At 74.1% G+C, this 15447-nt stretch carries 16 protein-coding genes; 9 read left to right on the top strand and 7 right to left on the bottom strand.

Annotated features, from left to right (window positions below):
- The first annotated feature begins 56 nt into the window (after positions 1–56).
- Positions 57–563, top strand: coding sequence for a flavin reductase family protein (locus tag ACH4UK_RS33755; RefSeq protein WP_398362580.1), 507 nt, complete (start codon positions 57–59; stop codon positions 561–563).
- 120 nt (positions 564–683) lie between these two features.
- Here ACH4UK_RS33755 and arfB read toward each other — a convergent pair whose 3' ends face one another.
- Positions 684–1118 (bottom strand): alternative ribosome rescue aminoacyl-tRNA hydrolase ArfB, encoded by a 435-nt coding sequence (gene arfB, locus ACH4UK_RS33750; RefSeq protein WP_398362578.1) that lies wholly within the window; start codon positions 1116–1118, stop codon positions 684–686.
- A 195-nt stretch (positions 1119–1313) separates the two neighbouring features.
- Between arfB and ACH4UK_RS33745 the strand changes: the two genes are divergently transcribed.
- Together ACH4UK_RS33745 and ACH4UK_RS33740 are read left to right on the top strand one after the other, a co-directional pair.
- A complete protein-coding gene (locus tag ACH4UK_RS33745; RefSeq protein ID WP_398362576.1) occupies positions 1314–1889 on the top strand; it encodes a TerD family protein in 576 nt (191 codons plus the stop codon).
- A gap of 261 nt (positions 1890–2150) precedes the next feature.
- Positions 2151–3758, top strand: coding sequence for a M4 family metallopeptidase (locus tag ACH4UK_RS33740; protein WP_398362574.1), 1608 nt, complete (start codon positions 2151–2153; stop codon positions 3756–3758).
- Positions 3759–3786: 28 nt separating this feature from the next.
- Here the strand turns inward: ACH4UK_RS33740 and ACH4UK_RS33735 are convergent, their stop codons facing one another.
- The 4 genes from ACH4UK_RS33735 to ACH4UK_RS33720 form a co-directional block, all read right to left on the bottom strand.
- Positions 3787–5220 carry a M1 family metallopeptidase gene (locus tag ACH4UK_RS33735; RefSeq protein WP_398362572.1) on the bottom strand — a complete coding sequence of 478 codons (1434 nt, stop codon included), beginning with the start codon at positions 5218–5220 and terminating at the stop codon, positions 3787–3789.
- Positions 5221–5317: 97 nt separating this feature from the next.
- Positions 5318–6631 (bottom strand): YncE family protein, encoded by a 1314-nt coding sequence (locus tag ACH4UK_RS33730; protein ID WP_398362570.1) that lies wholly within the window; start codon positions 6629–6631, stop codon positions 5318–5320.
- The gene (locus ACH4UK_RS33725) at positions 6628–7224 is read right to left on the bottom strand and encodes an ankyrin repeat domain-containing protein (RefSeq protein WP_398362569.1); all 597 of its coding nucleotides are present in this window, start codon (positions 7222–7224) and stop codon (positions 6628–6630) included. Before ACH4UK_RS33725 ends, ACH4UK_RS33730 begins: the two co-directional genes overlap by 4 nt.
- Before the next feature lie 31 nt (positions 7225–7255).
- Positions 7256–7810: a heme-binding protein gene (locus ACH4UK_RS33720; protein ID WP_398362567.1), complete on the bottom strand. Its 555-nt coding sequence runs from the start codon at positions 7808–7810 to the stop codon at positions 7256–7258.
- 301 nt (positions 7811–8111) lie between these two features.
- Between ACH4UK_RS33720 and ACH4UK_RS33715 the strand changes: the two genes are divergently transcribed.
- The 3 genes from ACH4UK_RS33715 to ACH4UK_RS33705 all read left to right on the top strand — a co-directional run bounded on the left by ACH4UK_RS33715 (position 8112) and on the right by ACH4UK_RS33705 (position 10630).
- Positions 8112–9425 carry a sensor histidine kinase gene (locus tag ACH4UK_RS33715; protein WP_398362566.1) on the top strand — a complete coding sequence of 438 codons (1314 nt, stop codon included), beginning with the start codon at positions 8112–8114 and terminating at the stop codon, positions 9423–9425.
- Positions 9422–10066 carry a response regulator gene (locus tag ACH4UK_RS33710; protein WP_398362564.1) on the top strand — a complete coding sequence of 215 codons (645 nt, stop codon included), beginning with the start codon at positions 9422–9424 and terminating at the stop codon, positions 10064–10066. Before ACH4UK_RS33715 ends, ACH4UK_RS33710 begins: the two co-directional genes overlap by 4 nt.
- 66 nt (positions 10067–10132) lie before the next feature.
- On the top strand, positions 10133–10630 hold the full coding sequence (locus ACH4UK_RS33705; RefSeq protein ID WP_398362563.1) for a hypothetical protein: 498 nt from the start codon (positions 10133–10135) through the stop codon (positions 10628–10630).
- 10 nt (positions 10631–10640) lie between these two features.
- Here the strand turns inward: ACH4UK_RS33705 and ACH4UK_RS33700 are convergent, their stop codons facing one another.
- Entirely contained in the window at positions 10641–11342 is a 702-nt protein-coding gene (locus ACH4UK_RS33700; RefSeq protein ID WP_398362561.1) for a pentapeptide repeat-containing protein, read from the bottom strand.
- A 102-nt stretch (positions 11343–11444) separates the two neighbouring features.
- Between ACH4UK_RS33700 and ACH4UK_RS33695 the strand changes: the two genes are divergently transcribed.
- Together ACH4UK_RS33695 and ACH4UK_RS33690 are read left to right on the top strand one after the other, a co-directional pair.
- Positions 11445–12638: an NAD(P)-binding protein gene (locus ACH4UK_RS33695; protein ID WP_398362559.1), complete on the top strand. Its 1194-nt coding sequence runs from the start codon at positions 11445–11447 to the stop codon at positions 12636–12638.
- A 77-nt stretch (positions 12639–12715) separates the two neighbouring features.
- Entirely contained in the window at positions 12716–13717 is a 1002-nt protein-coding gene (locus ACH4UK_RS33690; RefSeq protein ID WP_398362557.1) for a zinc-binding dehydrogenase, read from the top strand.
- 26 nt (positions 13718–13743) lie between these two features.
- Here the strand turns inward: ACH4UK_RS33690 and ACH4UK_RS33685 are convergent, their stop codons facing one another.
- On the bottom strand, positions 13744–14688 hold the full coding sequence (locus tag ACH4UK_RS33685; RefSeq protein WP_398362555.1) for an aminoglycoside phosphotransferase family protein: 945 nt from the start codon (positions 14686–14688) through the stop codon (positions 13744–13746).
- Here ACH4UK_RS33685 and ACH4UK_RS33680 point away from each other — a divergent pair.
- On the top strand, positions 14687–15409 hold the full coding sequence (locus tag ACH4UK_RS33680) for a rhomboid-like protein (protein WP_398362553.1): 723 nt from the start codon (positions 14687–14689) through the stop codon (positions 15407–15409). The genes ACH4UK_RS33685 and ACH4UK_RS33680 overlap by 2 nt on opposite strands.
- The last annotated feature ends 38 nt before the right edge of the window (positions 15410–15447 follow it).

Here is a 15447-nt window from a genome sequence, read left to right as displayed (position 1 = left end):
TGTTCCAGACGAAGCCCTCCGCCCCGCGCCCCGAGCCCATCCCCCATGCTGAGGGAGTGAGCAACGACGAGTTCCGCGCCGCACTGGCGCGGCTGGCCGCCGGGGTGGTGCTGGTCACCGCCCAGGAACCGCCCCTCGACGAGGACGGCCGGGGCGAGGACGTGGGCATGACGGCGACCGCCTTCATGTCCGTGTCCCTGGACCCGCCCCTGGTGATGGTGAGCCTGCGCAACGACTCCCGGATGGACGACCTGCTGGACGAGCAGCCGCTGTGGGCGGTCTCCGTCCTGGCCGCGAGCCAGCGGCACATCGCGGGCCGGTTCGCCATGAAGGGCCGGATCAGCGACCGGCTGCTGTTCGAGGACGTCGCGTACCTGCGGGGCGAGGTGACGCACGCGCCGCTGATCGGCGGCGCGCTGGCGACCCTGGAGTGCCGCACCGAGCAGCGCGTGGCGGCCGGGGACCACACGCTGGTGATCGGGCGGGTGCTCACGGCGGACCTGCCGAGCCCGGAGGGCGACCCGCTGACGTACTTCAAGGGGCGCTACCGCCAACTGGGCTGACGTCCGTCCAGGGCGCTACCGCCGACCGGGCCGACGCCCATCCAGGGCGCTACCGCCGACCGGGCCGACGCCCATCCAGGGCGCTACCGCCGACCGGGCCGGCCCGCATCCGGGGCGGTGCTACCAGTCGCGGCCCGAGCGCCCGCGCTTGGTGTCGCCGCGCTGCTTCTTCTCGCGCAGCCGGCGCTCGTTGATCCCGCGCGGGATCTTCCGCTTGATCCGGGGCTTCGGCGGCGGCGCGGTGGCCTCGGCCAGGAGGGCGGCGAGCCGCACGGCGGCCGTCTCGCGGTTGCGCCACTGGGAGCGGTGCTCGGAGGCCCGTACGGAGACCACCCCGCCCACCAGCCTGCTCGCGAGCCGTTCCAGCGCCCGCGCCTTCCACACGTCGGGGAGCGCTTCGGTCGCCGCCACGTCGAAGCGCAGCTCCACCTGGGAGTCGCTGGTGTTGACGTGCTGGCCCCCGGGCCCGGAGGACCGCGAGAAACGCCACATGAGCTCGGCCTCCGGGAGGGAGACCGAGCCGCGGATGACATAGGGCCCGGACATGACACCCATGGTCTCCTCCTCCCGCCCTGTCCGTCACCTTCTTTTGCCGACGGCTTCTCCCGCCGGCGGGATCCCGTCCGGAGGATGTTCGGCAAAGAAAGTAAAGCGAGCAGGAACCTCGTGGTCTGCTGCTTGCGTTATGACGGGTGACGGTAGCTTTCGTGATGGCACGAAGCCCGCACACGACGAGGAAAGGGACTTCCCATGGCAGTAAGCCTGTCCAAGGGCGGCAACGTCTCGCTCACCAAGGAGGCACCGGGCCTTACCGCCGTTACGGTCGGCCTCGGCTGGGACGTCCGCACCACCACCGGCACCGACTTCGACCTCGACGCCTCGGCGATCGCGGTCACGCCGGAGGGGAAGGTCGTCTCCGACGGCCACTTCATCTTCTTCAACAACAAGTCGACGCCGGACCAGACCATCGTGCACACCGGTGACAACGTCACGGGTGAGGGCGAGGGCGACGACGAGCAGATCAACGTCAACCTGGCGGGCCTGCCGGCCGACGTGGACAAGATCGTCTTCCCGGTCTCCATCTACGACGCCGAGACCCGCAGCCAGAACTTCGGCCAGGTCCGCAACGCGTACATCCGCATCCTCAACCAGGCCGGCGGCGCCGAGATCGCCCGCTACGACCTGAGCGAGGACGCCGCCACCGAGACCGCCATGGTCTTCGGCGAGCTCTACCGCAACGGCGCCGAGTGGAAGTTCCGCGCGGTCGGCCAGGGGTACGCCTCCGGTCTGCGCGGCATCGCCCAGGACTTCGGCGTCAACCTCTGACCCGAGCGCACATCGGCTTCACCGGAGCCCCCGGCCGCGATTCGCGGCCGGGGGCTCCGGCGTGTGAGCGACCGTCACGTCGGCCGCTCCGAGCCGCGAAAACCCGCCACTTCACCGAATACCGGACAGCCCAGCACCCCATTCGTACAAGAACTGGTCAAAAACTTGTGAGGCAATTGTCAGCACACCGTCAATTTCGCTCATGAGATGGCACGCTCTCCGCTCGTAGTCCCCCCACAGGACGACCAACGGAGAACACACATGAACCTCCACACCACCCCCCACAACTCCCGCGCCCGGGGCACCCGTCGGCTCGCAGCACTCGCGGCGGTCGCCGCGATGGTCGTCGCCGGTGTCCAGGCCGGATCCGCCGTCGCCACGCCCGGCGGCGACGACGCCCGCGCCACCGCGACGCCCTCCACGGCGGCCGCGCTCGGCGTGAACCCCTCGGCGCAGCGCGCCACGGCCATCAAGTCGGCACAGTCGGACGCCTCTTCGGCGGCCAGGACGCTGAAGCTCGGCGGCCAGGAGAAGCTCATCGTCCGCGACGTCATCAAGGACGCCGAGGGCACCGTGCACACCCGCTACGAGCGCACCTACGACGGCCTGCCCGTCCTCGGCGGCGACCTCGTCACCCACGCCGCCGCCGACGGCACGCTGAAGAGCGTGGACAAGGCGACGAAGGCGAAGATAGCCGTGGCCTCGACCACGCCGAAGCTGAAGAGCGCGGCGAGCGCCCGCAAGGTGATCTGGGCCGGCAGCGGCACCCCCGTCCTCGCCTTCGAGACCGTCAAGAAGGGCGTGCAGAAGGACGGCACGCCCAGCCGCGTCCACACCATCACCGACGCCACGACCGGCAAGAAGCTGCACAGCTACGAGGCGATCGAGACCGGCAGCGGCAACAGCCAGTACAGCGGCGAGGTCGAGCTCACCACCACGAAGACCGACGCGGGCTTCGAGCTGACCGACGGCGAGCGCGGCGGCCACAAGACGTACGACCTCAACCAGGGCTCCTCCGGCACCGGCGAACTCGTCACGGACGACGACGACGCCTGGGGCGACGGCACGGGCGACGACCGGCAGACCGCCGCCGTCGACGCCCACTACGGCGCGGCGAAGACCTGGGACTTCTACAAGACGGCGCTCGGACGCGACGGCATCGCGGGCGACGGCAAGGCCGCGTACTCCCGGGTCCACTACGGCAACGCGTACGTCAACGCCTTCTGGGACGACAGCTGCTTCTGCATGACGTACGGCGACGGCGAGGGCAACAAGAACGCCCTCACCTCCATCGACGTCGCGGCCCACGAGATGACCCACGGCCTCACCGCCGCCACCGCCAACCTGGACTACGCGGGCGAGTCCGGCGGTCTCAACGAGGCGACCAGCGACATCCTCGGCGCCTCGGTGGAGTTCTTCGCCGACAACGCCACGGACGCCGGCGACTACCTCATAGGCGAGAAGATCGACATCAACGGCGACGGCACCCCGCTGCGCTACATGGACCAGCCGAGCAAGGACGGCAACTCGGCCGACTTCTGGGACGAGAACCTCGGCGACCTGGACGTCCACTACTCCTCCGGCGTCGCCAACCACTTCTTCTACCTGCTCTCCGAGGGCAGCGGGAAGAAGACCGTCAACGGCGTCGACTACGACTCCCCGACCTCCGACGGCTCGACGCTGACGGGCATCGGCCGGGAGAAGGCGTACCAGATCTGGTACAAGGCCCTCTCCGTCTACATGACCTCCACCACCGACTACGCGGGCGCGCGCGTCGCGACCGAGAAGGCGGCGACCGACCTGTTCGGCGCGGACAGCGAGGAGCTGAAGGCGGTCTCGGCCACCTGGACCGGGGTCAACGTCAAGTAACCCCGTCGCACGGAGACACGGAAGCCGGTCACCCCTTCGCGGGCGGCCGGCTTCCGCCGTACAGCCAGGCGTCCCACAGCTCCGTCAGGTCCTGGCCCGTCGCACGCTCCACGTACGCGGTGAAGTCGGCGGTCGACGCGTTGCCGTGCCGGTGGGCCTTCGTCCATCCCCTGACCAGTGCGAAGAACGCCCTGTCGTCGTCCATGGCGAGCCGGACGCGGTGCACGACCATCGCCCCGCGCCCGTAGACGGGCGGGTCGGAGAGGTCGATGGCGGACGGCGGATCGGCGGGCGGGAACGCCCAGTTCCCGTCGTCGGCGTACGCCTCGTCGAAGCTCTCCTGGACGGGCACGTCCTCGTGATCGGCGGACCAGAGCCACTCCGCGTACGTCGCGAAGCCCTCGTTCAGCCACATGTCCCGCCAGGTGGCGGGGGTGACGGAGTTCCCGAACCACTGGTGGGCCATCTCGTGGACCAGCAGTGCGGTGTCGGGCGGGCCGGGGAAGACGGGCCGGTTCTGGGTCTCCAGGGCGTACGTCGAGTCGCCCGTCCGCTCCACGATCGCCCCGGCGGACGTGAAGGGGTAGGGGCCGAACTTCGCCGCCGACCACTTCAGCACCGCCGGGATCCGTGCCAGCACGTCCTCGCTCGCCGCCGCCGACTCCGGGTCCACGGCGGTGAACAGGCGGATGCCGTCGGGCGTGCGCGACTGCCGGGTGGTGAACCGGCCCACGGCGACGGTCGCCAGATAGCTCGCCATCGGTTCGGCGGTCCGCCAGCGGAAGGCGGTGCGACCGTTGACCGTGCGCCGGGACACCAGCCTCCCGTTGGAGATCCCCGCCAGCCCCTCGGGAACGGTGATCCCGACGTCGTAGGCGGCCTTGTCGCTCGGGTGGTGGTTGCCGGGGAACCAGGCCATGGACCCGGTCGGCTCACCGAGGGCCACCGCGCCGTCCGCCGTCCGCAGCCAGCCCTCCCGCTCCCCGTCCGCGTCGGTGATGGCCTCGGGGGAACCGGAGTAGCGCACGACGGCGGTGAACGTGCGCCCCTCGCGCAGCCGGTCCTCGACCCCGGCCGCCGGGCGCAGCGTCAGTTCGTGGCCCGCCCGGTTCACGGCGGCCGGGCGGCCCTCGACGGTCGCGCCGTCCACGTCGAGCCCGGCCAGGTCGAGGTGGAAGGCGCTCAGGTCCTGGGTGGCGCGGGCGGTGATGGTGGCCGTGCCGCGCAGATGGTGGGCGGCGGGGTCGACGTCCAGCTCCAGGCCGTAGTGGGTGACGTCGTAGCCGCCGTTGCCGAGCCCGGGGAAGTACGGATCGCGCAGTCCGGCGGCGCCCGGGGTTCCCTCGACCCCGCCCGTGCAGCCGCCGCCGATGAGGGCCAGGGCGAGGGCGATCAGCACCGGGGCGTGGGCGGTGCGCCGCCGGGCCGGGGCGGGGGCGGGGGCCGGGGTTCGGTGATCCACGCCGTCGATCCTACGAGCCGCGCCGGAGCCGGAATGTCCGACTCCGGGGCCCGGGAAAGGAGCCGCCCGCCTCGGGGGAAGAACGGGCGGCTCCAGCTCAGAGGACGGCGATACCGAGCGGCCGGTTGCCCGCCCGCAGGCGGACCGGCTCGCTCTCCTCGTCGTCCAGGTCGACGACCGTGATCCCGTTCCAGAACCCGTCGCGGGTGAAGCCGCCGGTGACGTACGCCGTCCGGCCGTCCTTCGACACCGCCACGTCCTCGTGCGGCCCGTCCAGCGGGACGACCCGCTCCTTGCCGTCGGGGGCGCGGACGGTGAGCGAGGGTTCCGCGTCGTCCGCGCCGATCGGGCCGGTGCCCACCACGAGGAGGGTGCCGTCGGGGGTCAGGGCCGCGCCGTGCTGGTGGGTGTTGGCGGTCATCGGCTCGATGGCCACCTCGCCGGTACGCGGGTCGAGGACCGCGAGCCGCTCCCCCTCGAAGGGCAGCAGCAGCTTGCCGTCCTCGGGGCGCACGACGGCGTAGTGCGGCTTCAGCCAGGAGCCGAGCCCGCCCTCCGTGCCGTACGGGGCGACCTCCATGCGCCGGGTCTCCAGCGATGCGGCGTCCACCGCCGTCACGTCGAAGGAGTCGTGATCGGTGGCGTACACCTCGCGGCCGTCCGGCGACACGTCCACGTCGAAGGGGCGCAGGCCGACCGGCGCGGTGCCGGTGACCTCGCGGGTCGCGGTGTCGATGACCTCGACCGCGCCGTCGCCGCCGGGCACGTTGACCCCGACGTAGACGTGCTTCCCGTCCGGGGCCAGGGCGATGCCCATGCCGCCGCCCCGGTACTCACCGGTGGTGACCGGGCCGGACTCCGTCTCGTACGGGACGAGCGCGAGCCGGGTCCGCTGCCGTGTGTCGAGGACCGCGACGCCCTCGGCGGTGGCGACCCAGGCCCGCCCGTCCTCGCCGACGACGAGGCCGTAGGGCGCGGTGCCGACCCGGACCGAGGCGATGGGGGCGCCGCCCTCGCCGGACCCGTCCCGGCCGGGATCGACGAAGGTCACGGTGTCGCCGCCGAAGTCGGCGACGAGGAGGGTGCCCTCGGCGGTGCGGCCGGTGGGGGCCCGGGAGGGGTCGGGGCTCGCCACGGCGCTCGGCGCGGCGGACCCGTCCGGGACGCCCGGGGCCGCTTCCGTGGTGCCGGCCGCGCACCCGGCGAGCAGCGCGGCGGCGAGAAGCCCGAACGCGAGACGGCGGGCTCGGTGGCCACGGCGAACTCGGCGGGGGCCGGGGGCGCGGAGGGCGGCGCGGGCGTCGGGGGCGTCGGGGGCGGGGGCGGGCAGGGCGTCGAGGCCCGGGGCGGGCAGGGCCGCGCCGGGGCCGAGGGCGGGCAGAGCCGCGCCGGGGCTGCCGGGCCCGGTCACGTGGCGTCCCGCAGCAGGGCGGCCAGCTCGGCGAAGCCGCGTCGCTCGGCGTGGGCCAGGGGCGTCACCCCGTCGCCGTCCGGCAGGTCCCGGGTCGCCCCGGCCGCGAGCAGCAGCTCCACGACCTCCTGGTGCGCCCGGCCGCCCTCGCCGAGGATCACCGCCTCCAGCAGGGCGGTCCAGCCGAGCCGGTTGACGTGGTCGACGTCGATGTCGGTGACCCGCAGCACCTCCCGTACGTAACCGGCATGGCCGCGTTCGCTCGCCGGGATGAGGCAGACGCCGCCGAACCGGTTGCGCAGGGTCAGGTCCGGGCCGGCCGGCAGCAGGACGTGCAGCATCGCGACGCTGCCGGTGACCCCGGTGGCCAGCCACGGACTCTCCTCGCGCCGGTCCTGGGCGTTCGGGTCGGCCCCGGCCGCCACGAGCAGCCGGGCCGCCTCGACGTGGTCGCCGTGGACGGCGAGGAGCAGCGGGGTGCGCAGCTCCTCGTCGCGGACGTCGACCTGGGCACCGCCCTCGATCGCGGTGCGCACACCTTCGGGGTCGCCGGTGCGCGCGGCGGTGAGCAGGGCGTGATCGAGGGCGTTCATGGGTACTCCGTTCTCGGCTGTGCGGAGGTGACTACCGGGCGAGGGCGGCGACGCCCGCCTGGGCGAACTTCTCGTCGAGGTCGCCGCTGGGGGCGCCGGCCACGCCGATGCCCGCCACCGGGGCGTCCTTGGCCTTCACCGGCGCGCCGCCCGCGAGGAACAGGGTGCCGGGGATGTCCTTCAGGTTCGGGGCCTGCTCCAGGCGCTCGACCAGCTCGGAGGTCGGCGCGTTCCAGGAGACGGCGGTGTACGCCTTCTTCACCGCGGACTCGGGCGACTGCGGGCCCGCGCCGTCGCCGCGCAGGGTGACGATGGTGTTGCCGTTGCGGTCGACGACCGCGACGGAGACCCGCTGGTTCTCCTTCTTCGCGGCGTCCAGCGTGGCCTGCGCGGCCTTGGTGGCGGCGGCCACGGTCAGGTGCGTGCTCTGCTGGAGGTTGCGGTTGCTCGTGTCGGCCTTGACCGCGGCGGCGGGCGCGGCCGCCGGGGAGGAGGCGCTCGCGGACATCGCGCCGAACGTGCCGGCCCCGAGGGCGACGACGACGGCGCCGGTGACGACACGGGTGCGCAGCGACAGCTTCTTCATGGTGGCTCCTTGGTGATCCGGGGCGGCCCGGTGTGGTTCGGTCGGCGCGGCCCGAAGGTGGTCCGGGCGTTTCGCTCTGGTATCGATCCTCCCGGCGGATCCGGCCCCGTACGGTCGACGTACCGGCTGGAAGCGGCGCGCGGGACGGCTGACGCCCCTGTCAGCCGATCGGTTGATGCGAGGGTGGTCGGACCGGGCCACCCTGGAGAGATCCGCGCAGGTCAGCAGCGGTCGTCGGCGTCCGGCGGGCGTGCGACGTGCGTCCGGCGGGCGTCCGACGGCTAGGAACGCGAGGTACGAGGTGCAGCACCGCAGCGAATCGGCGCACGCGGCCCCGGACCCGCCCACGGACACGGGTGCGGGTGCGGAAGAGGGCGGGCCCACGGGCTTCGACCCCGACGCGCGCTGGCTCGCGCTCCTCATGCACGCCGCGTTCTTCCTGCTGCTCGGCGCCTCGCTGACCCGGTTCCTGATGCGGCACCCCGGCGAGGCCCGCACCCCGTGGATCATCGCCCTGTCGATCACCCTGGCGGTGCTGTACCTCCTGGGGCCCGTCCTCGGCTCGCGCCCCACCCCGCGCCGGCTCACCTGGCTCGGGGTGCTCGTCCTGGTCTGGATGGTGCTGGTCGTCCTCGCGCCGAGCTTCGCGTGGTGCGCGGTGCCGCTGTTCTACACCGGGCTGCGCATCCTGCCGCCGCGCGCGGCGCTGGCGCTCGTCGCCCTGCTCACCGCGTTCGTCGTGGCCGCGCAACTGCGCCTGGCCACCGGGTTCGACCCGAACCTGGTGCTGGCCCCGCCCGCGGTGGCCGCCGTGGCGACCGCCGTCTTCGTCCATATGCAGCGCCAGGCGGTACGCCAGCGGGAACTGGCCGTCCGTCAGCGCGAGCTGATCGACGACCTGCTGCGGACCCGGCGCGAACTGGCCGCCACCGAACGCCGCGAGGGGACCCTCGCCGAGCGCCAGCGGCTCTCCATGGAGATCCACGACACCCTGGCCCAGGGCCTGTCCAGCCAGCAGATGCTGCTCCAGGCCGCCGACCGCACCTGGGCCGCCGACCCGGACGCCGCCCGCCGTCATGTCCGTACGGCCACCGGCATCGCGGAGCGCAACCTCGCCGAGGCCCGCCGCTTCGTCCACGACCTGGCCCCGGCCGACCTGGCGGAGGGCGGCGGCCTGGAGGCCGCCCTGCACGCGCTCGCCGCCCGCGAGAGCGCCCAGGCGCAGGGCTCGCTCACCGTCCACTGCCACGTGGAGGGCACCCCGCACGCCCCGCTGCCGGACCGGGTGCAGTCCGCCCTGCTGCGCATCGCCCAGGGGGCTCTGGCCAATGTGCGGGAGCACGCCGGGGCCTCCGCCGCCGGGCTGACCCTGACGCACCTCGACGACCGGGTGGTCCTCGACATCGGCGACAACGGCCGCGGCTTCACCGTGGAGCCCGCGCCCGTCCGCAGCCCCGACACCGTGCGCGGCCACGGGCTCCCGGCGATCCGGGCCCGTGTGCGGCAGCTCGGCGGAACGCTCACCATCGAGTCGGCCCCGGGCGAGGGCACGGTCCTCTCGGCCGCCGTCCCGCTCGCGCCCGCCCCTCTCACCGCCCCGGAGGACCCCGCATGACCGGCCAAGACCCGCAGCCAGCCCCCGTACGCATCCTGCTCTGCGACGACCACGTGGTCGTCCGCGCCGGACTCCTCGCCCTCCTCGGCAGCGAACCGGACATCGAGGTCGTCGGCGAGGCCGGCAGCGGCGAGGAGGCCGTGGTGCTCGCCGCCCGGCTCGCCCCGGACGTGGTCCTCATGGACCTCCAGCTGGGCGAGGGCATCGACGGCGTCGAGGCGACCCGCCGCATCGCGGCCGACGGCACGGTCCACGTCCTGGTGCTGACCACCTACGACACCGACGCCGACATCACCCGGGCCATCGAGGCGGGGGCGACCGGCTATCTGCTGAAGGCGGAGCGCCCCGAGGAGCTGTTCGCCGCGATCCGGTCCGCCGCCCAGGGCCGCACCACGCTCTCGGCCCCCGTCGCCAGCCGGGTCATGGCCCGCATGCGCAGCCCCCGGCCCAGCCTCACCGACCGCGAACGCGACATCCTGGCCCAGCTGTCCCAGGGGCTCGGCAACCGCGACATCGCCCGCGCCCTGTTCATCAGCGAGGCCACGGTCAAGACGCACCTCGGCCGGATCTACGACAAGCTCGGCGTCGACACCCGGGCGGGCGCGGTGTCGGTCGCGAAGGAACAGCGCCTGCTGCCCTGACCCGGCGGACTCCCGGCCCCGCCCTCGCGGTCGGCCCGCCCCGAACAGGCATGACACCATCGACGCGTGCTCGACATCGGCTACTCCCTCTCCCGTCGCTTCCCCGATCCCCCGCAGACCGACTACCGCCGCGCGGACGTCCGCGCGCTGCGGCACGATCTGTTCTCCGGCGACGTCTACCTCGCGGACACCAAGGCGGACCGCGAGGTGTCCACAGCCTGGGGGTGGGTGCCGGTGCTCGACTTCGCGTGGGCGCTGTGCGACATCGTCGAGCAGATCGACCAGGACCCGCGCGGCAACCGCTCGCACCGGCGGCAGTACGCGGAGCTGGACTTCACCGAGTCCTCGGACGTCATGATCTTCGAGCGGCGCTTCGGCTGGGTCGACGTCGAGGCGGACTGGATGCCCGGCGACGAGCCCCCGCTCACCTTCAGCCACTCCCTCCTGCGCCGCGAGGCCCGTGACTTCCTGCACGACGTGATCGCCGACCTGGCCGATATGCACGATGGCCTGGCCGACAACCCCGTGGTCTGGGACCTCCAGGCCCGCTTCCCCCGGATGTGACGCCGGCGGCTCACCCCTCCACCCGCACCCCGATCTGCGCGGCGAACGCCGGGGCCAGCTCCATCAGCTGCGACGGGCTGATCACCGCGCCCGCCAGCCGGTCCAGCCCCCGGGCGATGTCCAGCTCGGCCACCGTGCGCAGGTCCACCGACTCCATCCGGACCCCGCTGAAGTCCGCCCGCTTGAGCACGCAGTCCCGGAACTCGACCCGGACCAGGTGCGCGTCCCCGAAATCCGGCTCGGAGAGCACACAGCCCTCGAAGACGACGTCCTTCAGCCGGGCCTTGCGCAGATTCAGATAGTCGATCTTGCCGCCCCGCACCACCACCCGCTCCAGCACCGCCCCGTGCAGCTGCACCCCGCCCAGCCGCGCGTCCACCACCTCCACGTCCCGCAGCGACGCCTCCGCGAGGTCCGTGCCCACGCCCCGTACGCCCGTCAGCACCGCGTCGATGAAACGGGCCCGCGCCAGGTCCGCGCGGTCCAGTGCGCAGCCGTCCAGCGCACAGTCCATGAACCGCGCGCCCCGGCCCGACGCGTCCGCCAGGTCCACCCCGTCGAACCGCACCCCGTCGTAGTCCCCGTCCGGCTCCAGGCCCTCGCCGTCGTAGGGAACGAGCGGCGGCAACCGCACCTCCGGACGCCGCGCCGCCGCGAAGGCGTCCTTCTTGCCCTTGGCCGTCCTGGCCGTCCTGCCCGCACTCGCTGCCATGCCCCCATCGTGACGCACCCCACTGACAACGCCCCGCCGGCCGTGTCACGAGCCGCCGCCCCCGATCCGTCGCATCATCAAAGAAGCGAAGGAGTTCCAGCCATGGAGCACATCCACATCGTCGGCGGCGGCCTCGCCGGGCTGACCGCCGCGATCACCGCCGCCGAGTCCGACGCCCGGGTCACCCTGCACGAGGGCCACCGGACCCTCGGCGGGCGGGCCAGGACCACCGAAGGCCCCCACCACGCCAACGAGGGCCCGCACGCCCTGTACCGGCGCGGGCCCTTCTGCGCCTGGCTGGCCCGGCGCGATCTGCTCGGCCCCATCGTCTCCGTGCCTCCCCGCGAAGGACTCCGCTTCCGCTTCCGGCGGGCGGGAGCGCTCCGCAGCATGCCGCCCGCCGCCCTGCTGCGACTCTCCCGCCGCGCCGCCCGCACGGCCCCGGTGGACAGCACCTTCCTGGACTGGGCCGCGGGTCACGTCGGCGAGGAGGGCGCACGGGCCGCCGCGAACTTCGCCGCCGCCGCGCTCTTCCACCACGACCCCGGGGCGCTCTCCGCCCGGTTCGTCCAGGAGCGCTTCCACCGCCTGGCGTCGCTCCCGCCCGAGGCCCGCTACCCGGTCGGCGGCTGGGCGCGGCTCGTCGAGCGGCTGGCCACGCACGCCCGCGGCCTCGGCGTCGCCATCGAGACGGGCGCCCGCGTCGACACCCGGGCGCTCGGCGAGCTGGCCCGGACCGGACCGGTGATCGTCGCGACCTCCCTCGACTCCGCCCGGGTCCTCCTCGACGACGCGTCCCTCACCTGGGAGAGCGGCCGCACCGTCCTCGTGGACGTGGCGGTGCGCACCCGGCGCGGCGACGCGTTCGTCGTGTCGGACCTGGACGCGCCCGGCTGGCTGGAACGGTTCACCGCGCAGGACCCGGGCCTCGCACCGGCCGGCGAACAGCTGCTCCAGGGGCAGTTCCCGATCGGCCCCGACGCGCGCAGGGCGGCGGGGACCGCCCGCGCCGAGGAGCTCCTCGACCTCGGCTTCCCCGGCTGGCGGGAGCGCACCACCTGGCGCGTCGAGGCGCTGGCCGACGGGCGCACCGGGGCCGTCGACCGCCCCGGCACCACCTGGCGGGACCGGCCCTCCGTGATCCGGGGCAACGGGATCTTCCTCGCGGGCGACCAGGTGGCCGCCCCCGGACTCCTCAGCGAGGTCTCCTTCACCAGCGGCCTCGAAGCCGCGATGCTCGCCGTGAAGGCCGCCGCACAGCGCCCCGCGACCGGGGTTGACCTCAACCGGACCTGAGGTACGAGGGTGGGGGCAGAGCCGACCCGCCGCCCGAGGAGGGGCACGGCTCGCCCACCCACCCGAGGGAGCCCTCCATGCACGCCGTACGCCTCCACGCCTTCGGCCCCGCCGAGAACCTCGTGCTCGAGCAGACCGAGGACCCCGTCCCCGGCCCCGGCCAGGTCCGCATCGCCGTGGCCGCGGCCGGGGTGCACCTCCTGGACACCGCCCTGCGGGAGGGCGAGCGCGGGCCCTACCCCGCGCCCGTCGAACTCCCCACCATCCCCGGCCGCGAGGTCGCCGGGACCGTCGAGTCGCTCGGCGAGGGCGTCGACACCGGCTGGCTCGGCCGGCGCGTCGTCGTCCACATCGGCACCGCCCCGGGCGGATACGCCGAGCTCACCGTCGCCGGGGCGGACCGGCTCCACGAGATCCCCGAGGGGCTCGACGCCGCCGGGGCCGTCGCCATGATCGGCACCGGACGCACCGCCCTCGGCATCCTCGGGTCCACCCCGCTCGGCCCGGATTCCGTGGTCGTCGTCACCGCGGCGGCGGGCGGCATCGGCACCCTCGTCGTCCAGTACGCGAAGAACGCCGGGGCCACCGTGATCGCGCTGGCCGGCGGCCCGGCGAAGGTGGCGCGGACGGAGGCCGACGGCGCGGACCTCGCCCTGGACTACACCCGCCCCGACTGGCCCGGCCGCGCCCGCGCCTTCCTCGACGCCAACGGCCTGCGGGCCACCGTCGTCTACGACTCCGTCGGCGGAACCACCGCCCGCGCCGCCGTCGGCCTGCTCGGCCCCGGCGGGCAGCACGTCGTCTACGGCTGGTCCGGCGAAGGGCTCCGCGGCGGGGGCCCGCTCACCTTCACCGCCGAGGAGCTGGCCGCCCGCTCCATCACGTCCGCATCGGTCCTCGGGCCGCAGATGATCGAGAGGGGCGGCGGGCTGCGCGCACTGGAGACCCGGGCCCTCGCCGAGGCGGCGGCCGGCCGGCTGCGGCCCGCCGTCCAGCGCTTCCCCCTCGCCGAAGCCGCCGCCGCCCACCGGGCGCTGGAGACCCGGGGCACGATGGGCAAGGTCGTCCTGGAGCCGTGACCCCGGGGGACGCGCCGCCACCGCCCTCACCGCCCCAGCAGCCGCCGCGCGATCTCCGCATGGTCGGGCGAGAGGCGGAGCTCCCCGTCCTCGGCCGCCCACAGCCCGTTCTGGAGCACCCGCCCCAGCGTCCAGGCCCGCGCCCGCTCCCGGTCCAGGCCGAGCGCCTCCGTCAGCGCGTCGAACCGCCACAGCACCTCCCCCGCGTCGAAGAGGTTGTCCAGCGCCGGGAACAGCTCGAAGCCCGGGTCGCCCGCGAGCGGCTTCGGGTCGATCGCCACCCACGCCCCGGCCCGCCCGGCGTCCGCGCGCCCGGCCAGGACGTTGTCGTAGTGCAGGTCCCAGTGCAGCAGCCGGTCCCCCGGCTCCCCCGCCACCTCCCGCACCGCCGCCGCGCAGTCCGCGAGCAGCCGCCGGTCCGCGGCGTCGGCCAGCAGGCCCACCGCGTCCGGCACCGCGGCGAGCATCCGCTCCACCACCCCGCCCAGCGTGCGCAGCCCCGCCGGCGCGGGCACCGCCACCAGCCGGGCCAGCACCGCGCCGAGCACCGTCACCGCGCCCCGCACCTCGGCCTCGCCGGACAACGGCCGCCGCTCGTCGAGCCGTTCCAGCAGCAGCGCACCGGTCTCCGGGTCATGGTCGAGCAGCTCCACCGCCCCGGCCCCCGCGGCGCTCCACGCCCGCAGCGCGACGGGCTCGTCCACCGTCTCCTCGTCCACGAGCTGGAGTTTCAGCGCGGCCGGCCGCCCGTCCGCCTCCCGCACCACCGGCAGGACCAGCGCGCACATCCCGTACATCGAGGGGCCGTCGGGCCGCAGCCCCCACCGCTCCAGGCAGTTCGCGGCGAGGTCCGGCAGACCGGCGACGAAGGCCCGCCCGGCCGCTCCGTTGAAATGGGACTGAGTGGCGATCAGCTCGTCCGGGATGTCGATCACGCCGCCGATCCTAGAGACATGCGTCAATCGGGCCATGCCCCGAGAACAGCCGGGAAGCCGGCCGCCGGACCGCCCGCGCACGGTGGGGCCCGGCGGCCCCCGGGGAAGAGCCCTGGCCGCCACCGCCGCCGTCCGCCGCTGGATCGCCACCGCCCCCGGCACGTACGTCTGGCTGGGCGTCCTCTTCGTCACCACCGTCGTCCTGCACCAGATGTCGCCCGCCTTCGAGGACGACTTCCTGCGCCGGCGCTCCACCAGCATCCACGAGCTGTCGCAGAACCCGGTGCGCGTCCTCGTCTCCAGCGCCCTGTGGATCGACGGCGGCCGCTGGCTCCCGTACGCCGTGCTGTTCACCGTCTTCCACGCCACCGCCGAGCACTGGCTCGGCACCCTGCGCTGGCTGGCCGTCGTGGTCCTGTCGCACGTGCTGGCCACCCTCATCAGCCAAGGCGTCCTGGCCTGGGCGATCCGGCACGGGCACGCCCCGCCGTCCGCGGCCGACGCCCTGGACGTCGGCGTCAGTTACGCGCTGGCCGGGGTGGTCGCCGTCCTCACGTACCGCGTTCCGCTCCTGTGGCGGTACGCGTACGTCTTCGCCGTCCTCGTCTTCTACGGCGTGCCGCTGATCACCGGCCGCACCTTCACCGATCTGGGCCACTTCACCGCCGTGCTGATCGGCCTCGCCTGCTACCCGCTCACCCGGAACGGGAGGAACGGCAGGAGGGCGCAGGAGACGGGACGGCCCGCCGCGCAGTAACGTCCCGCCCCACGTACGCTCGGCATCTCACCGGACAG

Source organism: Streptomyces sp. NPDC020884 (assembly GCF_044333935.1).
In the GTDB taxonomy this organism is placed as follows: Bacteria; Actinomycetota; Actinomycetes; order Streptomycetales; family Streptomycetaceae; genus Streptomyces.
Note: the sequence above shows the minus strand (reverse complement) of the source record. Positions and strands in the feature narration are given on the sequence as shown.

What these genes read in the sequence shown, in the direction of transcription:
- arfB (WP_398362578.1), bottom strand. Translation starts at nt 1,118, where the DNA reads ATGGGTGTCATGTCCGGGCCCTATGTCATCCGCGGCTCGGTCTCCCTC.
- ACH4UK_RS33745 (WP_398362576.1), top strand. Translation starts at nt 1,314, where the DNA reads ATGGCAGTAAGCCTGTCCAAGGGCGGCAACGTCTCGCTCACCAAGGAG.
- ACH4UK_RS33740 (WP_398362574.1), top strand. Translation starts at nt 2,151, where the DNA reads ATGAACCTCCACACCACCCCCCACAACTCCCGCGCCCGGGGCACCCGT.
- ACH4UK_RS33725 (WP_398362569.1), bottom strand. Translation starts at nt 7,224, where the DNA reads ATGAACGCCCTCGATCACGCCCTGCTCACCGCCGCGCGCACCGGCGAC.
- ACH4UK_RS33720 (WP_398362567.1), bottom strand. Translation starts at nt 7,810, where the DNA reads ATGAAGAAGCTGTCGCTGCGCACCCGTGTCGTCACCGGCGCCGTCGTC.
- ACH4UK_RS33710 (WP_398362564.1), top strand. Translation starts at nt 9,422, where the DNA reads ATGACCGGCCAAGACCCGCAGCCAGCCCCCGTACGCATCCTGCTCTGC.
- ACH4UK_RS33700 (WP_398362561.1), bottom strand. Translation starts at nt 11,342, where the DNA reads ATGGCAGCGAGTGCGGGCAGGACGGCCAGGACGGCCAAGGGCAAGAAG.
- ACH4UK_RS33695 (WP_398362559.1), top strand. Translation starts at nt 11,445, where the DNA reads ATGGAGCACATCCACATCGTCGGCGGCGGCCTCGCCGGGCTGACCGCC.
- ACH4UK_RS33690 (WP_398362557.1), top strand. Translation starts at nt 12,716, where the DNA reads ATGCACGCCGTACGCCTCCACGCCTTCGGCCCCGCCGAGAACCTCGTG.
- ACH4UK_RS33680 (WP_398362553.1), top strand. Translation starts at nt 14,687, where the DNA reads ATGCCCCGAGAACAGCCGGGAAGCCGGCCGCCGGACCGCCCGCGCACG.
- ACH4UK_RS33685 (WP_398362555.1), bottom strand. Translation starts at nt 14,688, where the DNA reads ATGGCCCGATTGACGCATGTCTCTAGGATCGGCGGCGTGATCGACATC.